This window comes from Marilutibacter maris (assembly GCF_003233695.1).
Classification (GTDB): Bacteria; Pseudomonadota; Gammaproteobacteria; order Xanthomonadales; family Xanthomonadaceae; genus Marilutibacter; species Marilutibacter maris.
Window position 1 is genome coordinate 844691 of sequence record NZ_CP029843.1, and the last position, 20335, is coordinate 865025.

The window sequence follows — 20335 nt, forward strand, 5'->3', positions numbered from 1 at the left end:
ACCTCGGGCCCCGCCGTTGCGCTTCCACACCCCCATTCGCATCTGCGATGCGAATCGCCCCCTGACTCAGGGGGAACGATATCCGTGCTGCGCGCGGATATCTCCCAAGGTTTGCTGCGCAAACCTCGGGCCCCGCCGTTGCGCTTCCACACCCCCATTCGCATCTGCGATGCGAATCGCCCCCTGACTCAGGGGGCTGGGTCCATGCTGTGTCGCATTTCGTAGGAGCGGCGTGAGCCGCGATGGGGCTTTCATGGGAGGGCTTCATCGCGGCTTGCGCCGCTCCTGCGAGCGCAGGGGCATGGTCACAGCCGGTAGGCGACGGCCTTCATCAGCTTCGACGCGGCGGCCATCACGGTCGGGATCGGTGGCGGCAGCACCCGCGCGCCGGCGGCCTCGGCGTTGTCGGCGTGGCGGGCCTCGTCGGCCTTCATCACCTCCAGGATCGCGCGGCTGCGGATGTCGGCTTCGGGCAGCGAGGTCAGGTGCTCGTCGATGTGGGCCTCGACCTGACGTTCGGTCTCGACCACGAAGCCGAGGTTCCAGCCGTCGCCGCGCAGCCCGGCCAGCACGCCGATCGCGTAGCTGCCGCCGTACCACAGCGGGTTGAACAGGCTCGGGCGGCTGTCGAGCTCGCGCAGGCGGTCCGCGCACCAGGCCAGGTGGTCGGTTTCCTCCTGGGCGGCGTCGAGCAGGTGGCGCTCGGTGGCCGGGTCGCGCGCGACCGCGGCCTGGCCGCAATACAGCGCCTGCGCACAGACTTCGCCGACGTGGTTGATCCGCATCAGGCCGGCGGCGTGGCGGCGCTCGGCCTCGTCGAGGACGACGTCGGCTTCGGTCGCGGCGGGATTGGCGCGCTCGGCGCGCGGTGCGCCGAACACGGTGTCGAGCGCGCGTTGGGTGCCGTCGAGCAGCCGGTCGAGCGGGGTCAGTCGGCGGGGAGGCGTGGAGGAGCTGTTCATGCATGCAGTTTACGCCGCCGGCCGCGGCCGTTGGCGGGGCGGGTGCCGGCCGGCGGCTTCAGGGACGCAGGCGTTCGGCCAGCAGCTCCAGCGGGTGCTGGACCGGCACTCGGGCGGCGGCGGCCAGGTGCAGGCGGCAGCCGACGTTGGCGCTGAGCAGGCGGGTCGCGCCGCTGTCGTGCAACTGCGCCAGCAGCGGCTCCCGGTAGCCGGCCGCGCGTACGGGGTCGGTCAGCATCTGGATGCCGGCCGCGCCGCAGCAGCCGAGGCCGGGATCGAGCTCGATCACCTCCAGCCCCGGTATCCGTGCCAGCAGCGCCCGCAGGGCCGCGACCGAGCCGGCGACGCCGCGCTGGGTGCAGGGCAGGTGCAGCGCGACCCGTTCGCCGCCGGCGTCGCCGAAGCGCAGGCGCTCGCGATGGCGGTGCACGAACGCGAGCGCGTCGACCGCGGCCGTGCCGGCGGGCATCGCCGCGGCCACCGTGTCGTGGCAGCCGCTGGCCAGGGTCAGCACGGTGTCGCAGCCGGCGAAGGCGGCGCGGTTGGCGTCGGCCAGCGCGCGCGCGGCGCTGCCGTCGCCACCGTGCGCGTGCAGGCTGCCGCAGCAGGTCTGCCCGCGGACCGGCGTCACCGCGATGTCCAGGGCCGCCAGCAGCCGGGTCAGGGCCGCGCGCAGCGGCGCCTCGTAGGCATCGGCGACACAGCCGCCGAATATCGCCACCCGTGCCGCGCCGACGGCGCCGGCCGGGTGCGCGGGGGCGGGCATGGGGGCGGGCGGTCGCGGCAAGCGCCGCAGCCGCGCCGGCAGGAACGGGTGGGCGCTCCGATACAGTCGCAGCAGCCGGCTCAGCAGGGCCGGGCGGGCGGCCAGGGTTTCCAGCAGGCGCTGCAGGCGGCCGGGGCGGCGGCGCTGGCGCTGCTGGGAGCGGGCCAGTACCAGCAAGCGGTCGTATTCGACCCCGGCCGGACATACCGCCTCGCAGCCGCGACAGCCCAGGCAGTGGTCGAGATGGGCCTCGCCGAGCCCGGTCGCGGCGAGGGAGCCGGTCGCCAGCGCCCGCGCCAGTGCGATCCGGCCGCGCGGGGACTCGGCCTCCAGGCGTTCGCGGGCATAGGTGGGGCAGGCCGGCAGGCACAGCCCGCATTGCACGCAACGGTCGGCCAGCGCCTGCAGCGCGGCGCGCTCGTCCGTCGGTCGCGAAGGGGCAGGCATGGCCGGCGATGCTAGCACCGCCGGCCGGGGGGCGGCTCCTTGAGGGTGTTGGCAGGCTTGCGCGGGGTCCGGATAGCCGCTATGATTCCGCTTCTTTCGTCCGCGAAGCGTTTGCTGCCGCGGGTCACAACGCGAGGCAAAGTTCCGCCGGCGCCGCGGTGCCACGGAATCCGCCCGACCAGATTCACCTGATAAGAGCCGTCATGAAGACTTTCACCGCCAAGAACGAGACCGTCCAGCGCGACTGGTACGTCGTCGATGCCGAAGGCAAGACCCTCGGCCGCCTGTGCTCCGAACTCGCGCGCCGTCTGCGCGGCAAGCACAAGCCCGTCTACACCCCGCACGTCGATACCGGCGATTACATCGTCGTGATCAACGCCGAGAAGATCGCCGTGACCGGCAAGAAGCTGCAGGACAAGATGTACCACCGGTTCACCGGCTACATCGGCAACCTGAAGTCCGAGACCCTGGCCCAGGCGCTGGAGCGTCATCCCGAGCGCGTGATCGAGATCGGTGTCAAGGGCATGCTCCCGAAGAACCCGCTCGGCCGCGCGATGTACCGCAAGCTGAAGGTCTACAAGGGCGCCGAGCATCCGCATGCCGCCCAGCAGCCGCAGCCCCTGGACATCTAAGGTAAAGCAGACATGGCAATCCAGCAGAACTACGGCACCGGCCGTCGCAAGTCCTCCACCGCGCGCGTGTTCCTGCGCAAGGGCAGCGGCAACATCACCATCAACGAGCGTCCGCTCGACGAGTTCTTCGGACGCGAGACCGCGCGCATGATCGTGCGTCAGCCGCTCGAGCTGACCCAGTCGAGCGACAAGTTCGACGTCAAGGTCACCGTGATCGGCGGCGGCACCACCGGCCAGGCCGGTGCGATCCGCCTGGGCATCGCCCGCGCGCTGGTCGAGTATGACGAGAACCTGAAGTCGGACCTGCGCAAGGCCGGCTTCATGACCCGCGACGCCCGCGAGGTCGAGCGCAAGAAGGTCGGTCTGCACAAGGCCCGTCGCGCGACCCAGTTCTCCAAGCGCTAATCGACATCGGGAAGTTCGGCTTCTTGCCGGTTACTTTTCCGTCCGTTGCGCTATAATCGGTCTCATAGCCCCGTCGCCAAGTGGTAAGGCATCTGACTCTGACTCAGACATTCGGTGGTTCGAATCCATCCGGGGCTGCCAAATCCGATACGAAGAACCCGCCGCAAGGCGGGTTTTTTGTTTCTGTCCTCCCTGCGCTTTCCCGTGCCTTGCGCCCGCTTCGGCGGCGACGGCCGCCCGCGGGGCGCAGGCATGCGCCCGGGCTGCGTCGAGCGGCATGACCGCGGAACGGCCGGGACGAGGCCGCCGCCAAGGGCGTCCGCCGGGGGCAATACCAAGGGGCAATAGCAGGGGGATGGTGACCTCGGCGTGAGTGTTTTCACCCTGCTGCATCTGACAGGTACCTGCGGCCGGATCGCGCCGCTATGGTCGATCGGGAAGGGAATTCAGAGATCTGAAGGGGGCGCATGTTGGGGTTCATGCGAAGGCTTGTCGGGCAGCCGCAACAGCGGCGGGCCCCGAAGGGCACGGCCGCGGTGGAGCAGGCCGCGACCCTGGGGACGATGTCGACCCCGGCCCGGCCGATCGCCTACGACGCCGGCCTGGTGCCCGCGCTCAAGCAGGATCATAACGATCTCGTCGCACTGTTCGATGAGATAGGCAGCTGCGCCAGGCACGACCGGTTCGAGGAAATCCCGCCGTTGCTGACCCGCTTCAAGATGAACTTCGAGGCCCATCTGATCGCCGAGAACGTGCGCTTCTACAACTATGTCGAGCGCGCACTGGAAGGCGACAGCGAGAACACGATGCTGATCCGCAGCTTCCGGCGCGAGATGAACGCGATCGCGCGCGGCGTGGTGGATTTCGTCAAGAAGTACCAGTTGAACGCCTTCGATGAAGCCAGCAAGAGCGCCTTCATCGACGACTACCAGGCCGTCGGCGATCTGCTCGCGCAGCGCATCCAGCGTGAGGAAGCCAGTCTGTATCCGCTGTACCAGCCGGCCTGAGCCGGCCGTTCCAGATCGTCCATCCGTTCCACCAGCAGTCGTCCACCCGCAACAGTCGTCAAGTAAAGATCACCAGGTAGCAGTCAATCCCAGTTCGATCCATCCACAACGCTTCCCCCCGAGAAAAGGAGAGCATGGACATGGAAGTCGATCCGATCGTTACCCCCCAGATCGCGCGTCTGCGTCGCGGCCTCGAATGCCACGGCGTGTTCGACGAGCTGCGCAACATCGAGACACTGCGTGCATTCATGCAGGTGCACGTGTTCGCCGTGTGGGACTTCATGTCCCTGGTCAAACGGCTGCAGCAGGACCTGACCTGCGTGCGGTTGCCGTGGATGCCGCCGAGCGACCCGGCCAGCGCGCGACTGATCAACGACATCGTGCTGGCCGAGGAGAGCGACGTCGATGCGCAGGGCCGGCCGGCCAGCCATCTGGACCTGTACCTGGCGGCGATGAACGATGTCGGCGCCTCCACCGAGTCGTTCCTGCACTTCCTGGCCGCGCTCGAGCAGGGCGTGGCGCCGGAGGACGCGCTGATCGAGGCGGGCGTGCCGGTATTCGTGCGCAACTTCGTGCTCGACACCCTGCGCACCGCCACCGAGGGCTCGACCCTGCAGGTCGCGGCGAGCTTCCTGTACGGTCGCGAGAACATCATTCCGGGCATGTTCCAGGGGTTGTTGTCGCGCTGGGGGCTGGACACCGCCACCGCGCCGGGCTTCGTCTACTACCTGGAGCGTCACATCGAACTCGATGCCGACGAGCACGGACCGGCGGCCACCAAGATGATCTGCACGATGCTGGCGCGGCATCCGCAGGGGCTGCCACGCGCGCGCCAGGCCGCGCGCGATGCGCTGCATGCGCGGCATGCGCTGTGGGACGGTACCGAGACACTGCTGCGCAAGCTCGACAGGAAATCCACTTTCAGGGAAGAAGCCGCCGAGGCAAGGGTGTCGGCATAGGACTGCCACCCGTTCTCCAGCCGGTCGCGCCGGCGGCGCAGGGAATGCGAGGACGTGCATCTGGATGCGCGTTCTGGGATCGCAGGATGCGACCCCCCGGCCGGCGCGACCTGGCGGGGGACGGATGACGGACCCGGGACACCCGGACGACGGTGGCGGTTGCAGCCGAAAGGCTGCAACCGCCAGGGAAGGCGGGCTCAGGCGGCCCGCGGCAGATCCTGTGCGATGGCGGCGGCCTGGACGCCGGCGATGATGGTGTCGGCGACACGCAGGTTGTGCGCGTCCAGCGGCAGTTCGAAAGCCAGGCTCATCACCCGTCCGATCCGGCGCGGTCGCCCCAGCTGCGCGACCTCCAGTCCCAGCTTCAGCAGCATCCGCTCGAACGGCGCGCTGGTCACCCCGACCAGGGCGCTGATGTCGCGGCCGGCGCAGAAGCTGAGCAGGTGCGCGACCATCAGCGCCGGGGTGGTGCTGAACCCGTAGCCACCGGCGGCAGTGCCCGTTGCGGCCGCGGTGTCGGTGGCGACGGCGAAACGGCTGACCTCCCAGACGTCGGCGCGCGCCGGAATGCCGCGGCTGTCGGCCAACTGCGGGAACACGTCGCGCAGCATGTTCGGGCCCAGCGTCGGCAATACCCGGCAACAGCCGACCACACGCGCAGGCGGCCGCCCCGCCGGCGTTACCGGCAGCAGGGCGTCATGGGCGAGCAGGTAGTAGGGATGGGCGCGGTCGAAATGGTCGCGTTCGCGTCCATGGTGGACCTTCACGTCCCAGCCCAGGCGGGCGTGGAAGACATCGGCACGCAAGCGGTGCATGCCGTCCATCAGGGTGGGGTGGATCCGGCCGTTGCCGGCGCGGCCGATCGTGATCGTGGTCATGGTGCTTGAACTCCCTGTCGTGGTGGGTGGCGACAGAGGAGCGCAAGCTGTCAGACGTTACAGCTGCAAGGATTGACAGGATGGCCGCGGCGCGGGCGCCGCACTCAGTAGGTGGAGATCAGGCCCATCGTCACCGCGCGGGCGACCGCGGCCTGGCGGCCGGATACGCCCAGCTTGCGGGCGGCGTTCTGGAGGTGGAAGACCGAGGTGCGCTCGCTGATGCCGAGCAGTTGCCCGATCTCCCAACTGGTCTTGCCGGCGGATGCCCAGAACAGGCACTCGCGCTCGCGCCCGGTCAGGTGCGGCAGCTCAACCGCCGGCCCCGGCGATGCGAACATCGTCGGGATGAAGCGGCGGGCCGACTCGTGGACGTAGTGGGCCAGCATGTGCAGGTAGGGCAGGTACCGGGTCAGCTCGGGGTTCAGCCCCGATTCGCCGGCGAAGGACATCAGCCCCCAGTGGGTGCCCGGACCGTGCAGCGGAATGCTGACCCCGGCGCCCAGGCCGAACTCGCCGGCCTCGCCGAACATCCTCCGGATCGCTTGCTGGTGCGGGTCGATCACGCGCTGGTCGGTCGGTACCGCATCGCACCAGCGCAAGGGGGTCGCGCGGTCGTGGCAGTGCGAGACGATCGGGTCGATGCGCAGATAGTCCTGCTCGAGATAGCGCTCGACCCAAAGTTGCGGATAGCCGCCGAGGGTGAACTGACGGCGCCGGTCGTCGACCAGCGGTAGGTCCAGGGCGTACAGCCAGTGCGAGACCCCGAACGGGCCGGTCAGGCGGTCGACCGCGCGGGTCAGCGCGTCGGCCGACGGGCACTCCTGCAGGTCGGTGAATGCCTGCAGTGGCGGTGTGAACGCCTGCAGTGGCGGTAACATCGCAGGTCCTTCTGGAAGTCCGGATTCACCGTAGCAGCTCGCGGCGGCGGCGCCACGCGAGCGATGCGCGGAACCGGAATGCGATCACAATTGGCGGGGTGTCGAATGGTCGGCCGCGCCTTTTCGTGGCCCCGGATGAACAGGTTACAATTGAAACCATTGCGCTGCGGCGCCCCTGCCACCCTTGAAGCCGGAGTCCCGATGAAGCTCGGAAGCCTTAAAGAAGGGGGCCGCGACGGCACCCTGATCGTCGTGTCGCGAGACCTCACCCGTGCGGTGCGGGCGACCGGCGTCGCCGACACCCTGCAGCGCGCGCTGGAGGACTGGTCCAACGCCGCGCCGCGCCTGAACGCGCTGTCGGACGCGCTCAACGCCGGCAGTGCCGAGGGCGCGTTCGATCTGGACATGGCCGCGCTGGCGGCGCCGCTGCCGCGGGCCTACGAGTTCGTCGACGGCAGCGCCTATCTGCCGCACGTCGAGCGGGTGCGCCGCGCGCGCGGTGCCGAGGTGCCGGAGACCTTCTACACCGACCCGCTGATGTACCAGGCGGTCAGCGCCGGCTTCTACGGCCCGCGCGACCCGGTCCGGGTGCCGAGCGAGGACTACGGCATCGACCTGGAGGCCGAGGTCGTGGTGATCACCGACGACGTGCCGATGGCGGTCGCGCCCGAGCAGGCCGCCGCGCACATCCAACTGGTCGGACTGGTCAACGACGTCAGCCTGCGCAACCTGATCCCGCCCGAGCTGGCCAAGGGCTTCGGCTTCCTGCAGTCCAAGCCGCGCTCGGCGCTGAGTCCGGTGTTCGTGACCGTGGACGAGCTCGACGGCTTCTGGCGCGACAACAAGCTGCACCGCGCGATGCTGACCCACGTCAACGGCGAGTGGTTCGGTGCGCCGGAGGCCGGTGTCGACATGCAGTTCGATTTCGCCCAACTGGTCGCGCACGCGGCCCGGACCCGGCCGCTGACCGCCGGCACCCTCGTCGGCTCGGGCACCGTCGCCAATCAGGACACCACGCTGGGCGCGTCCTGCTTCGCCGAGCGCCGTACCGTCGAGACCCTGGAGCACGGCAAGCCGCAGACGCCATTCATGAAGTTCGGCGACAGCGTCCGCATCGAGATGCTCGACGACGACGGCCACAGCCTGTTCGGCGCGATCGAGCAGCGCATCGAGCGTGGCTGAGGCGGTCGTCCGGCTTCCCGCGCGGGGGCGTCCGGCCGTGGCCGCGCGCCCCGTTTGCGTCGTTGCCGGACGCATCCGGCGCGCGCCGCGACGGTCTTGTCCGGCCGCGACGCTGAGGTAAGGTAGTCCGCCCCGAAGGCAGATGGCGTGAGGCGAGCGTGAGCGAACGACTGCGGCTGTATTCCTACTGGCGCTCCAGCGCCGCCTACCGGGTGCGGATCGGCCTCAACCTCAAGGGCTTGTCCTACGAGACCGTGCCGGTGCATCTGGTCCGCGACGGCGGCGAACAGCACACGCCGCAGTTCCGCGCCGCCAATCCGCAGGGGCTGGTGCCGGTGCTGGTCCACGGCAGCCGCACCTTCCGCCAGTCGATGGCGATCCTGGAGTACCTGGACGAGACCTGGCCGTCGCCGCCGCTGCTGCCCGGAGTCGCGCGCGAGCGGGCGCGGGTGCGGGCGCTGGCCCAGGCGGTCGCCTGCGAGATCCACCCGCTCAACAACCTGCGCGTGCTGCAGCACCTGGAGAACGCGCTCGGGCTGGATGCCGACGCGCGTTCGCAATGGGTCCGGCACTGGATCGGCGAGGGCTTCGCCGCGATCGAGGCGATGCTCGCCGAGCACCCGTCGACCGGCCGTTTCTGCGAGGGCGATACGCCGTCGCTGGCCGATTGCTGCCTGATTCCGCAGGTCTACAACGCGCGTCGCTTCAAGCTGGACATGGCGCCGTATCCGACCATCGAGCGGATCGAGGCCGAATGCCTGGCGTTGCCGGCGTTCGACGCCGCCCGCCCCGAGAACCAGCCCGACGCCGCCTGAGCGACGGGCCTCGGCATCGGCCGGGCCCGCGCGGCGGGGCGGCTCAGTGCGCGTTGGCGTCGAACACGTCCGCGTAAGGGTCGTGCTCGGCGCTGGAGCCCTCGGACAGGCGGAACTTCAGGGCCAGGCCGTCGCGGGAGTCGGCCGCGCGCAGCGCCTCCTCCATGTCGACCTTGCCCTCCTTGACCAGGCGGAACAGGCACTGGTCGAAGGTCTCCATGCCTTCCTCCAGCGACTCCTCCATCGCGTGCTTGATCTCGTGGACCTGGCCGCGGCGCATCAGGTCGCGGATGTGCGGGGTGTTGATCAGGACCTCGGCGGCCGGCAGGCGGCGGCCGTCGGTGCCCACCACCAGGCGCTGGCTGACCACCGCCTTGAGGTTCAGCGCCAGGTTCATCAACACGTTCTTGTGCGCCGACTCGTTGAAGAAATTGAGGATGCGCTCCAGGGTCTGATCAGCGTTGTTGGAGTGCAGGGTGGCCAGGCACAGGTGGCCGGTCTCGGCGAACGCGATCGCCGCCTCCATCGTCGCCGCGTCGAGGATCTCGCCGATCAGGATCACGTCCGGCGCCTCGCGCATCGCGTTCTTCAGCGCGTTGTGGAAGGCGTGGGTGTCCAGGCCGACCTCGCGCTGGTTGACGATCGACTTCTTGTGCTTGTGCAGGTACTCGATCGGATCCTCGATGGTGAGGATGTGACCGGAGGTGCTGCTGTTGCGATGGTCGATCATCGAGGCCAGCGTGGTCGACTTGCCCGAACCGGTCGAGCCGACGATCAGCACCAGCCCGCGCGGGGCCATGATGATGTCCTTGAGCACCTGCGGCAGCTGCAGCTCCTCGATCGAGGGGATCACGCTGCGGATCGCGCGGATCACCATGCCGACCTCGCCGCGCTGCTTGAACACGTTGACGCGGAAGCGTCCGGCGTCGGGCAGGGCGATCGCCATGTTCAGCTCCAGGTCGCGCTCGAACGAGGGCACCTGGCCCTCGTCCATCAGCGAGTAGGCGATCTTCTTGACCATCCCCGGCGGCAGGCCGGTGTTGCCGAGCGGGTAAAGCTTGCCCTCGACCTTGATGTAGACCGGCGCGCCGGTGGTCAGGAACATGTCCGACGCGTTCTTTTCCGTCATCAGCTTGAGAAAATAGCCGATGTCCATGCAGCAACCCCTCTAAACGTAACCGTTCCGATCCCCGACGTTGCAAGCCGGGCACCGGCTTCAGACAATGGCCCTGCGAATCACTACCGCATGGCCTCCCCAATGACCCCAAGCTTCGCACACTTCCGCGGCCTGCTGATGGCCGCAGTTCTCGCTTCGACGCTGAGCGCCTGCGCCAGCCTGCCGCCACCGACCGCCGAGCTGGCGGGCGCGCAGCAGGCGATCGCGGCCGCCTCCGACGCCGATGCCGACCAGTACGCCGGCGCCGACATCGCCAGCGCCCGCGACGCGCTCGGTCGCGCGCAGGTGGCGATGGCCGAGGGGCGCGAGGCGGACGCGCGCCGGTTCGCGCTCGCCGCCAGCGCCGACGCCGATCTGGCGTCGGCGCGCAGCGAGGAGGCCCAGCTGAGCGCGCAGGTCGCCCAGCGCCGCGCCGAGATCGCCCGCCTGCAGCAGCGGCTGGGTGGGGAGGGCGGCCGATGAGCGCGCGTATCGCAGGGGCGGTGCTGCTGTTGTCGCTGGCCGGCTTCGCCCAGGCCCAGCAGGGTCACACGCCCGAATCGCTGGCCCAGCGGCTGTCCGTGCTCGACGCCGACCCGGCGCTGGCGCGCCACGGCGCCTACCAGCGCATGCAGGCGCGGCAGGCGCTGGAGGCCCTGGCCGAGGCCGGCAGCCGCGACCGCGAGGCGGCCCGCTACGTCGCCGAAAGGCGGGTCGAGATCGCCGAGATCAGCGCCCGCAACGAGGCGATGAAGGGCGAGCTGCTGCAACTGGAGCGGCAGCGCAGCGATCTGCTGGTCGAAGCCAGTCGCCGCGATGCCGCGCGCGCCCGGGCCGAGGCCGAGCGTCTGCGCATCCAGGCCCAGATCCAGGCCGAGGAGGCGGCGCGGCTGCGCGAGCAGAACCAGGCCGGCGAGGCCGCGATGCAGGATGTCGAGACCGCCCTGCAGGGCGTGGCCGGGGTGCAGGAGGCGCGGCTGGCGGCGGCGCGCGAGCGCGAGGCGGCGCTGGCGCGGCAGGAGGCCGAGCTGGTCGCCGGGGCCAAGCTGCCGCCGGTCCGGCGCGAGCGCCGCGGCGAGGTGTTCACCCTGTCCGGCGATGCGTTCCGGTCCGGGCGCTCGGCCCTGAGCGGCTCCGGCGACGGCCATGTCCGGGCGCTGGCGGCCTACATCCAGGCGCTGTCCGGCAACCGCACGGTGCGGGTATCCGGGCAGGGCGCGAGCGTGGTCAGCGATGCCCTGGTCGCCGCGGGGATCGCCGCCGGCCAGTTGCGCGTCTCCGATGGCGGCGGCAATCGTGTCGAGGTGGTCGTTCCGTAATTTTTCCTTGGGCGTCAATGGCTTGGGGTTGGGTTTGGGGCCGGTCCGGTGGCCGTGGCGCATGCCGGTTCCGTTCATCCACCGGTGCTTGCCGGCGGCTCCGGCGAGGAGTAGGGTCATATATCCAAGCGGCCTCCATCCGCTTGGTGACGAGCCCGGCCCGATGAAGCAGACGCCCTCTCCGTCGACCCCCGCAGCCCTGGTCAGGGCCGCGGCGGGGACGTGCGGACAGGGCCGACAAGGATGCCTCATCCTGATCCATCCCCTGCCGGGCCACATCGCTGACCTGCGTGACGCGCCTCGACCCCTGGTCGGGGCGTTTTCGTTTGCAGGCCCTCCCTGACAGCCCGGCCCCGGCCGGACGTAATCCCCCGCAATGCTGAAGGAGGTTTCCATGTTCGAAGAGCAGCCGCAGCCCGAGATCGAGGCGCTGATGAAGGCCGATCCGGAGTTCAAACAGCTGTATCAGCGTCACAAGCTGCTGGACAAGAAGGTGACCGACGCCGAACTGGGCGTTCTGCCGATCGACGATGTCACCCTGAACCAGATGAAACGCGAGAAGCTCGCCGCCAAGGATCGCTTGCTGCGGATGTACGACGCCCAGCACTGATGCCCGGACGGTGCCCGGCCGACTCCGGGCATCGCCCCTGTGCCGGGGCGACGTTGAAGCGTGTTTTCCGGGCGGCGGCGCCTCCTCGTCGGTGCCGCTGCCCAGAACCCGGAGCCGCCGCGGCTGCACCCGCAGCCGCGGCGGCTGTCCGGCCCCGATCTGCGTTCCCATCCCCGTCATCCATGCCATCGCCGCGCCCGCGTGGCGCGCCCGGGCACGGCGCCGCCGGTCCGCCGGTTAGAATTCCCGTACCCGCCGCAGCGACGCGGCCTCAGGAGACCGGGCGACCCGCATGGCCATTCACGATTCCGTACTCGAACTGATCGGCGCCACCCCGATCGTCAAGGCCCAGCGCCTGGATACCGGCGTTTGCGAGCTGTATTTCAAGCTGGAATCGCAGAATCCAGGCGGCTCGATCAAGGACCGGATCGGCCTGAAGATGATCGAGGCCGCCGAGGCCCGTGGCGACATCAAGCCCGGCGACACCCTGGTCGAGGGCACCGCCGGCAACACCGGCATCGGCCTGGCCCTGGTCGCGCAGCAGAAGGGCTACAAGCTGGTCCTGGTGGTCCCGGACAAGATGAGCCGGGAGAAGATCTTCAATCTCAAGGCGATGGGCGCCCAGGTCGTGCTGACCCGTTCCGATGTCGCCAAGGGCCACCCCGACTACTACCAGGACATGGCCGAGCGGATCGCCCGCGAGACCCCGGGGGCCTATTTCATCAACCAGTTCGGCAACCCCGACAACCCGGCCGCGCACGAGTACGGCACCGGTCCGGAAATCCTGGCGCAGATGGCCGACGTCGGCGGGCTGGACGCGATCGTGTTCGGCTGCGGCAGCTCGGGCACGATGAGCGGGCTGTCGAAGTGCTTCGCCGAACACTCGCCCCACACCGAGCTGGTGCTGGCCGACCCGGTCGGCTCGATCCTGGAGGAGTACGTCAACCGCGGCACCCTGTCGGAGAAGTCGGCCAGTTGGATGGTCGAGGGCATCGGCGAGGACTTCCTGCCGACGATCTCCGACTTCAGCCGGGTCAAGAAGGCCTATGCGATCAGCGACCAGGAGAGCTTCCTGACCGCGCGCAAGCTGCTGGAGCAGGAGGGCATCCTCGGCGGCTCCTCGACCGGCACCCTGCTGGCCGCGGCGCTGCGTTACTGCCGCGAGCAGACCGAGCCGAAGAAGGTGCTGGTGTTCGTCTGCGACACCGGCAACAAGTACCTGTCGAAGATGTACAACGACTACTGGATGCTGGACAACGGCTTCCTGGAGCGCGAGCCCAGCGGCGACCTGCGCGACCTGATCCTGCGGCCGTACGCGCAGCGCGACACCGTGGTGGTCGGTCCCGCCGACCTGCTGGTCACCGCCTACCAGCGGATGAAGCTGTACGACGTCTCCCAGTTGCCGGTGATGGACGGCGACGTCCTGGTCGGCATCGTCGACGAGAGCGATGTGCTGCTGCACGTCTACGGCGACGAGGCGCGCTTCCGCGACCCGGTCTCCACCGCGATGGTCAGCAAGCTGGACAAGGTCCAGGTCGGCGCTCCGATCGAGTCGCTGCTACCGATATTCGACCGTGGCCATGTCGCCATCGTGATGGACGGCGAGCGCTTCGTCGGTCTGATCACCCGCATCGACCTGCTGAACTACCTGCGCCGGCGGGTGCAGTGACGGGCGTCGCAGGCGTGGAATTCACATGCCGTTGACATCACATTTCACCCACCGGGATAGCTGAATACCAGCGTTCCGGCGGGTGCCGATGTGCGGATGGCCGAGGTAAACTTAGCGGTCGCCGTGCCCGCGGGCATGGCCCCGCAGCGGGAACAGGCAATGACACAACGACATCCGGACGGCGAAGCGCGCAGGCCCGGTCTGGGCACCCTTGCGATCCACGCAGGGCAGGCGCCCGATCCGAGCACCGGCGCGGTGATGACGCCGATCTACGCGACCTCGACCTATGTACAGGCCAGCCCTGGCGAGCATCAGGGCTTCGAGTATTCGCGCACCCACAATCCGACCCGCTTCGCCTACGAGCGCTGCGTCGCGGCGCTGGAAGGCGGCAGCCGCGGCTTCGCGTTCGGCTCCGGCATGGCCGCGACCTCGACGATCCTGGAGCTGCTCGACGCCGGCAGCCACGTCGTCGCGATGGACGACGTCTACGGCGGCACCTACCGCCTGTTCGAGCGCGTGCGTCGCCGCAGCGCCGGGCTGGAGGTCAGCTGGGTCGATCTCAGCGACGCCGCCGCGTTCGAGGCGGCGATCCGTCCCGAGACCCGGATGGTCTGGATCGAGAGCCCGACCAACCCGATGCTGAAGCTGGTCGACATCGAGCAGATCGCCGTGATCGCCCATCGCCATGGCCTGTTGGTGGTGGTCGACAACACCTTCTGCTCGCCGATCGTGCAGCGCCCGTTCGAGCTGGGCGCCGACATCGTGATGCACTCGGCGACCAAGTATCTCAACGGTCACTCGGACATGGTCGGCGGCATCGCGGTGGTCGGCGACAACGCCGAGCTGGCCGAGCAGATGGCCTTCCTGCAGAACTCGGTCGGCGCCGTGCAGGGGCCGTTCGACAGCTTCCTGGCGCTGCGTGGCCTGAAGACCCTGCACCTGCGGATGAAGGCGCACTGCGACAACGCGCTGGCGCTGGCGCAGTGGCTGGAAAGCCATCCCGCGATCGACAAGGTCATCTACCCGGGCCTGGCCTCGCACCCGCAGCACGCGCTGGCGAAGCGCCAGATGGACGGCTTCGGCGGCATGATCAGCATCGTGCTCAAGGGCGGGGTGGACGCGGCCAGGCGTCTGTGCGAGCGCACCGAGCTGTTCGCCCTGGCCGAGTCCCTCGGCGGAGTCGAGAGCCTGGTCAACCACCCGGCGATCATGACCCACGCCTCGGTCCCGCCCGAACGCCGCCAGCGGCTGGGCCTGAGCGACGCGCTGGTGCGGTTGAGCGTGGGGGTGGAGGCGTTGGCCGATCTACAGTCCGACATCGAAGCGGCGTTGGCGTGAACGACCTTCCGGCCACGGCTCCGACGCTGGTCTCGACCCGAAGCACCGGTGCTCCAGGTGCATTCTGGCGGGAGGTGAGGCAGAGCTTCCGCAATCCCGAATTCTGGGCCCTGTCCAGTTGGCTCGACATCATCGTCAAGGCGCGCAAGTCCAGATTCGGCATTCTCTGGTTGATGGCGCCGTCGCTCGTATACGTGTTCGGGTTGGGCAAGTTCTTTGCCGACATGCAGCCGGGGTCGCCTGGCCGTTTCTATGCCCATGTGGCCCTGGGTTCGATGATCTTCCGGACGATGATGTCGTCCGTGATCGGAAGCGCGAACGTGTTCCACGGCAGCCACTCCTTCATCATGGACGGACACGTTCGCCTGACCGACTACCTGCTGCAATCGCTGGCCAAGTCGTTCTTCGACATGTGCATGTACGTGCCGGTAACCGTGGCGGCGCTGATGCTGTTTGGTCAGGTGTCCCTTGTCGGGCTGGCGTGGGCCTTGCTCGCGCTCGTGATCATCTATGTGAACGGACTATGGATATCGGCGGTGTTCGGGCTGACCGGTGCCAGATTTCCGGACTTCGGGCAGTTGCTCACCAATGTGTCGATTTTCCTGTTCCTGCTGACGCCGATCATCTGGTATCCCGAGGCCGTGCCGGCGAACAGCCACCGTGCGCAACTGATGCGGATGAACCCCTTCTACCACTTCGTCGAGATCTTTCGCGCTCCGATCATGGGCGACCCGGTCGATCCGGGGTCCCTTGTCTACGTCGCGGTGATCACGGTCGTCGGGTTGATCGTGGCGACATTCGCATACCGCCGCTACGCGCGGTTCGTGCCGTTGTGGATCTGAGGCGATGAGTGCGTTTATCCGTGTGCAAGGGGTTTCGCTCGACGTCCCGACATTCCTGCAGAGCGAGCGGCCGGCAAAGGGGTGGGGCAGTCTGTTTCTCGGCGCCGCGTTCCAGCCGCCGAAGCGCCGCCTGGTCAGGCTTCTGGACCGGCTCAGCTTCGATGTGAACGATGGCGACCGTCTCGCGATCCTGGGTCGCAACGGCGCCGGCAAGTCCACCCTGTTGAGGGTGCTCAACCGCGTCTATCAACCGACCGAGGGCAGTGTCGAGGTCAGCGGAAGCTGTCAGGCCCTGCTCAACATGTCGTTGGGCTTCAATGGCGAGGCCACCGTCGCCGAGAACATCTATCTGCGCGGCATCGCGATGGGCCTGACCGCGGCCTTCATCCGTCAGCAGGTGCAGCCGATCCTCGAGTTCTCTGGTTTGACGGAAAAGGCCGGGCAGCGGCTCAGAACGCTTTCCTCCGGCCAGAAGATGAGGCTCGGATTCGCCATTTCCACCTCGGTGCAGCACGACATCATGCTGATGGACGAGTGGGTTGGCGCTGGCGATGCCGACTTCATGGCGCGAGCCAAGGCACGCATGCAGGGCCGGGTGGGAGGCAGCAAGATCGTTGTCCTGGCCAGCCACAGCGTGGGATTGCTGCGCGATCTGTGCAACAAGGGGATCGTGCTCGAGCGCGGACGCCTGGTCCATGCCGGAGACATTGGCGATTCCCTCAAGTATTACCACGAGCTGATGTCGCGCCTGAGAAAGGGCGGCGACGCGGTGACGCTGGGCGACGAAGCCCCGGGCGCCGGAGCCGGCGCGCAGGTATATGGCGCTGTCGAAGACATCCGTGTCGATGCCATGCGGGGTCGGGTCGAGGTTACCGGTTGGATGGTTAACGCTCAGGGCGGCTTGCCCGAAGGCCTGGCACTCGACGTCGACGGCCATCGCTATCTGGCGGTCGAGCTGACCCGAATCCGGCGTCCGGATGTGTGCAAGCACTTTGGTCTTGCTACCGATATGTGCGGCTTCAAGGCTTTCGTCCCAGTGTCAGGGCTGCGGGTTCTTTCCGATCTAGGACCGGATGTTCGCGTCCTGGGTGGTGAACGGCATGAGTCCGCCGATGCGGTCTTGCGGCTTGCGCCGTCCGTTTCCGCGGCGCTCGTGTGTTGAGTTATCTGATGGTTTGGCAGGATATCGAGGAGCGGTACTAGGCATGGCGCAATATCAGTCGTTTCCCGGTGTGCCCGGCGATTCCAAGACTCTTGAGAAGCTCAAGGGGCTGCGGTTGCCCCCGTTGAATGGAAAGCGCTTCCTCGACGTCGGCTGCAACGAGGGATTCTTCTGCGGGTTTGCGCACTTCGAGGGCGCGCGCAGGTCAGTGGGTATCGACCACTCCGCCGGCTTCATCAAGCGTGCGCGAAACCGTTTCCCGGAATGCGAGTTCCTGCAGCAAGGCTGGGACTCCCTCCCGGAAGGGGAGTTCGATGTGATCCTGCTGGCTTCCGCCCTTCATTATGCGGAAGACCAGCCCGCGCTTATCGATACGCTGGTCGAACGCCTTGCGCCCGGCGGGACGCTGGTGCTCGAACTCGGCATCGTGTCCTCCGAGCGGGCCGAGTGGGTGAAGGTCGAGCGGGGTATCGACGAGCGCTATTTCCCGACGATGCCGATGCTGCGCGAGGTGCTCGCGAAGCATGCATGGAAGTGGATGGGCCCCAGTGTGCAGCAGTCGGGGGATCCGGTGTCGCGCCATGTCGTCCATGTGCACCATCGTCGGGCTGTTGCCTATTTGCTGATGCAACCTCCTGGATATGGGAAATCGTCGATCGCTGCGACCGCTTTCGCCAATAGCTCCGTACGGCTCGTATCCGGTGACGAGGTCCTGCGCCGGATTGCCGTCTCCGAGTTGAAGGTCGATGCATCGCTCAAAAACTTGGTCACTAGAGACTATTCGCCATATCACCTCGATGTGACCCTGCTGCGCGTGTTCGAAGCAGGGCAGGGCGCCAAGCTGGTTGAGGCCTGGTTGAAGTCCGCAGGCGATGGAGATTTCGCTCTGGATGCGTACGTGCCAGAGGCATGGCAATCGTTGGTGCGTGAGTTACTCGAACGACGAAATTACTTGCCTGTTGAGTTGAAGTGGGAGCGAGTTTCCAGTCCGCCGCGGCCGAGCGAAGATGCTGAAAGTCGGGCGGAAGCCTACTTTTCAGAGTTGGCCAAGCTTCAGACCCAAACTGCGACGGGACTTGAGCTTGGGCATGGATATGTCGATTCCATGGACATTCGAAGCAATCAGATTCGCCTGCGCGGGTGGGCGCTTGATTCGGAAGGGAATGTGGCCGAGCGACTGATCGTGCACATCGGAGACACTGTCACGGAACTGGAGGATTTTGAACGAATCGAACGCCCTGACGTTGCCAAGCGCGTGTCCGGCGGCGATGTGCGTTGCGGCTTCGAAATCAAGCTGCCGGCGTGGGGCTCCGCGTCTGACGTATGGAAATCTGGGCTCTCGGTGCTGGCCGCCAATGCAAAGGCTCCGGTTGGCTGGAGGCTGAAGTTGGCGAGTAACTTGAGGCGAAGCGACGATATCCGGAAGATCGATCGGGCGGATGCGGCTCCAGACGGAGGTCAGCGGTGACCTGGCTGTCGGCCATCTATCGTGAAGCTGCCTGCGGGTTGACCTCGTGTTGTCGAGGAGGGCGGAGGTAATGCAATTGATCGTGTTGGGCATGCATCGCTCTGGCACATCGGTCCTGGGGCGCGTGTTGAATCTGATGGGCGCCTACTTTGGGCCAGAAGGCGTTAGCACCGGTGCGAACATTGAGAATCCCAAGGGGTTCTGGGAGCGCCGGGACGTACGCGAGATCAACGACTGGACCTTGCACTCGGTCGATTGCGATTGGAACCGAGTCTCTCGGTTCGATGTCGGCGCGCTACCTGAGAGAACTGTGAAAGGGTTCGGCGAGCGGGCGGAAAAACTGCTGCTGGAGATGGATGCGCATCGGCCTTGGTTTATCAAGGAACCTAGGATGTGCCTGCTGATGCCATTGTGGAGGCGCTATCTGGAAGTGCCGATCTGCATCCATGTGGTGCGTCACCCGCTTGAAGTTGCGCATAGTCTCAATACGCGCAATCGCATTCCCCTGCCGGCGGCTGTGGCGTTGTGGAAGCGCTATGTATCCGCGGCTATTGAGGGATCCCGAGGACTGCCTTCGGTGGTCGTCTTTCATGCCGACCTGATGAATAGCCCATGGGAAACGGTAAAGTCACTCTTCGCGCAGCTTGAGGAACATGGTGTCGGTGGATTGAGATTGCCGGCACGGATGGAGGTAGAACGTTTTGTCGAAATGGACCTCTATCGACAGCGTCAATCGGGTGTTCAGGATGATGAGTTTGAGGATTCGCCGGAAGTTGGATTGTTCAAGAGGTTGATGGCTCAGCGATCCATTGATGTAGATCTCGGTGCGGAAAATGCCGTCAGCGCTCGGGCGCTCTTGGAATTCGAGGCAGGCTTACCGCCCGTGCGGTCTGTTGCCAACGCTCGTGCCTCATCCAGTTCCGCTCTTGTCGAAAACCTCAGGGCCAAGTTTGAGATGCGAGAGCATGACTTGCGAGAAAAACTTGAAGAAAGCGTCCAGCGAGCCAGGGACTTTGAGTCCATGATAAAAAAAATGCGAGCTGAGCGCGTTGCCTTGGAGGCTGACATGCGCAAGGAGAGCGAGTTGCTTGCAGCTCGGGAGGAGAGCTTCCGTGCTGAGCGCGAGAAACTCGAAATAGCCGAAGCGGCGCTTTCAAGCGAGCATGACCGGTTTCTGAAGCTTGAGGAAGAGTTCGAAAATACCCGTGCCGAGTTGCTTGAGCGTATTCGTATCCAGGATGGCGAGTACGCGGAAACGAAACGTCTCGCCCGAGCACGTCTAGGTGACGTAACCCGTCTGACTCGCAGGCTGCTGGCTAGTGAGGTCGAGCTCGCGGTGCTTCGAGAAGCTGGCCGAGAAGCGGCAGGTCGATTGAGCCAGGCTCAGTCGGAACATCGCGTTACCGAGAATGCCCTGAGGGAATCGCTTGGCCGCTCAGAGAACGAGTTGCAGGAGATGCGTTCCGAGCTGGCGCGGATCTACGGAAGTTGGACTTGGAGATTCGGGGGGCCGATCCGGCGGCTCTCAAGGGTGGCGCGTCGTCTGTTGTCGCGTGGTCCGGCTAGTGATGCAGATGTGGTGCGCCAGTCCGCGCTGTTCGACGGGGCGTGGTATCTCCAGCAATACCCGGATGTGGCACGCAATGGAGTTGATCCGCTGGAGCACTATCTGGGATTCGGATGCGAAGAAGGCCGCGACCCAGGTCCGAACTTCAGCACACGCAACTATCTCCGAGCCAATGCAGATGTCAGAGACTTGGGAATGAACGCGCTTGTTCATTACCTGAGGCACGGCCGTGATGAGGGTAGAAAGCTATGTTGAAGGGCCGCACGAATAGAT

20 protein-coding genes and 1 tRNA gene are annotated in these 20335 nt (G+C 66.9%); 16 read left to right on the forward strand and 5 right to left on the reverse strand.

Annotation, left to right across the window (positions count from 1 at the left end):
• Nucleotides 1–305: 305 nt before the first annotated feature.
• Together coq7 and C9I47_RS03805 are read right to left on the reverse strand one after the other, a co-directional pair.
• Nucleotides 306–962, reverse strand: coding sequence for a 2-polyprenyl-3-methyl-6-methoxy-1,4-benzoquinone monooxygenase (gene coq7, locus C9I47_RS03800; RefSeq protein WP_111265565.1), 657 nt, complete (start codon nt 960–962; stop codon nt 306–308).
• A 58-nt stretch (nt 963–1020) separates the two neighbouring features.
• Nucleotides 1021–2175, reverse strand: coding sequence for a (Fe-S)-binding protein (locus C9I47_RS03805; RefSeq protein ID WP_111265566.1), 1155 nt, complete (start codon nt 2173–2175; stop codon nt 1021–1023).
• Nucleotides 2176–2378: 203 nt separating this feature from the next.
• Here C9I47_RS03805 and rplM point away from each other — a divergent pair, with 203 nt between their 5' ends.
• The 5 genes from rplM to C9I47_RS03830 all read left to right on the forward strand — a co-directional run bounded on the left by rplM (nt 2379) and on the right by C9I47_RS03830 (nt 5178).
• On the forward strand, nt 2379–2807 hold the full coding sequence (gene rplM, locus C9I47_RS03810) for a 50S ribosomal protein L13 (RefSeq protein ID WP_111265567.1): 429 nt from the start codon (nt 2379–2381) through the stop codon (nt 2805–2807).
• 12 nt (nt 2808–2819) lie between these two features.
• Nucleotides 2820–3212: a 30S ribosomal protein S9 gene (gene rpsI / locus C9I47_RS03815; RefSeq protein ID WP_111265568.1), complete on the forward strand. Its 393-nt coding sequence runs from the start codon at nt 2820–2822 to the stop codon at nt 3210–3212.
• 66 nt (nt 3213–3278) lie between these two features.
• Nucleotides 3279–3353: transfer RNA gene (locus C9I47_RS03820), tRNA-Gln, on the forward strand.
• A 338-nt stretch (nt 3354–3691) separates the two neighbouring features.
• Entirely contained in the window at nt 3692–4219 is a 528-nt protein-coding gene (locus C9I47_RS03825) for a hemerythrin domain-containing protein (protein ID WP_190238597.1), read from the forward strand.
• Between the two features lie 140 nt (nt 4220–4359).
• A complete protein-coding gene (locus C9I47_RS03830; RefSeq protein ID WP_111267944.1) occupies nt 4360–5178 on the forward strand; it encodes a DUF3050 domain-containing protein in 819 nt (272 codons plus the stop codon).
• A gap of 197 nt (nt 5179–5375) precedes the next feature.
• Here the strand turns inward: C9I47_RS03830 and C9I47_RS03835 are convergent, their stop codons facing one another.
• Nucleotides 5376–6056, reverse strand: coding sequence for an acyl-homoserine-lactone synthase (locus C9I47_RS03835; protein ID WP_111265570.1), 681 nt, complete (start codon nt 6054–6056; stop codon nt 5376–5378).
• 104 nt (nt 6057–6160) lie between these two features.
• Complete coding sequence (locus tag C9I47_RS03840; RefSeq protein WP_111265571.1) at nt 6161–6934, reverse strand: LuxR family transcriptional regulator; 774 nt, start codon at nt 6932–6934, stop codon at nt 6161–6163.
• Between the two features lie 201 nt (nt 6935–7135).
• Between C9I47_RS03840 and C9I47_RS03845 the strand changes: the two genes are divergently transcribed.
• Together C9I47_RS03845 and maiA are read left to right on the forward strand one after the other, a co-directional pair.
• Nucleotides 7136–8116: a fumarylacetoacetate hydrolase family protein gene (locus C9I47_RS03845; RefSeq protein ID WP_111265572.1), complete on the forward strand. Its 981-nt coding sequence runs from the start codon at nt 7136–7138 to the stop codon at nt 8114–8116.
• A 158-nt stretch (nt 8117–8274) separates the two neighbouring features.
• Nucleotides 8275–8931, forward strand: coding sequence for a maleylacetoacetate isomerase (gene maiA / locus C9I47_RS03850; protein ID WP_111265573.1), 657 nt, complete (start codon nt 8275–8277; stop codon nt 8929–8931).
• Between the two features lie 43 nt (nt 8932–8974).
• Here maiA and C9I47_RS03855 read toward each other — a convergent pair whose 3' ends face one another.
• Nucleotides 8975–10087 (reverse strand): PilT/PilU family type 4a pilus ATPase, encoded by a 1113-nt coding sequence (locus C9I47_RS03855; protein WP_111265574.1) that lies wholly within the window; start codon nt 10085–10087, stop codon nt 8975–8977.
• A 102-nt stretch (nt 10088–10189) separates the two neighbouring features.
• On the opposite strand from C9I47_RS03855, the gene C9I47_RS03860 reads away from it, so the two are divergent.
• The 9 genes from C9I47_RS03860 to C9I47_RS17435 all read left to right on the forward strand — a co-directional run bounded on the left by C9I47_RS03860 (nt 10190) and on the right by C9I47_RS17435 (nt 20317).
• A complete protein-coding gene (locus C9I47_RS03860; RefSeq protein WP_223250267.1) occupies nt 10190–10570 on the forward strand; it encodes a DUF4398 domain-containing protein in 381 nt (126 codons plus the stop codon).
• The gene (locus tag C9I47_RS03865) at nt 10567–11406 is read left to right on the forward strand and encodes a hypothetical protein (RefSeq protein ID WP_145985418.1); all 840 of its coding nucleotides are present in this window, start codon (nt 10567–10569) and stop codon (nt 11404–11406) included. Before C9I47_RS03860 ends, C9I47_RS03865 begins: the two co-directional genes overlap by 4 nt.
• Before the next feature lie 394 nt (nt 11407–11800).
• Complete coding sequence (locus C9I47_RS03870) at nt 11801–12016, forward strand: YdcH family protein (protein WP_111267946.1); 216 nt, start codon at nt 11801–11803, stop codon at nt 12014–12016.
• Between the two features lie 292 nt (nt 12017–12308).
• Nucleotides 12309–13685: a pyridoxal-phosphate dependent enzyme gene (locus C9I47_RS03875; RefSeq protein ID WP_111265576.1), complete on the forward strand. Its 1377-nt coding sequence runs from the start codon at nt 12309–12311 to the stop codon at nt 13683–13685.
• 159 nt (nt 13686–13844) lie between these two features.
• A complete protein-coding gene (locus tag C9I47_RS03880) occupies nt 13845–15023 on the forward strand; it encodes a cystathionine gamma-synthase (RefSeq protein WP_111265577.1) in 1179 nt (392 codons plus the stop codon).
• Nucleotides 15020–15865 (forward strand): ABC transporter permease, encoded by an 846-nt coding sequence (locus C9I47_RS03885; protein WP_111265578.1) that lies wholly within the window; start codon nt 15020–15022, stop codon nt 15863–15865. Before C9I47_RS03880 ends, C9I47_RS03885 begins: the two co-directional genes overlap by 4 nt.
• A gap of 4 nt (nt 15866–15869) precedes the next feature.
• Nucleotides 15870–17027 carry an ABC transporter ATP-binding protein gene (locus C9I47_RS03890; RefSeq protein ID WP_111265579.1) on the forward strand — a complete coding sequence of 386 codons (1158 nt, stop codon included), beginning with the start codon at nt 15870–15872 and terminating at the stop codon, nt 17025–17027.
• A gap of 43 nt (nt 17028–17070) precedes the next feature.
• On the forward strand, nt 17071–18495 hold the full coding sequence (locus C9I47_RS03895) for a class I SAM-dependent methyltransferase (RefSeq protein WP_190238598.1): 1425 nt from the start codon (nt 17071–17073) through the stop codon (nt 18493–18495).
• 70 nt (nt 18496–18565) lie between these two features.
• Entirely contained in the window at nt 18566–20317 is a 1752-nt protein-coding gene (locus C9I47_RS17435; protein WP_145985419.1) for a sulfotransferase family protein, read from the forward strand.
• Nucleotides 20318–20335: the final 18 nt, after the last annotated feature.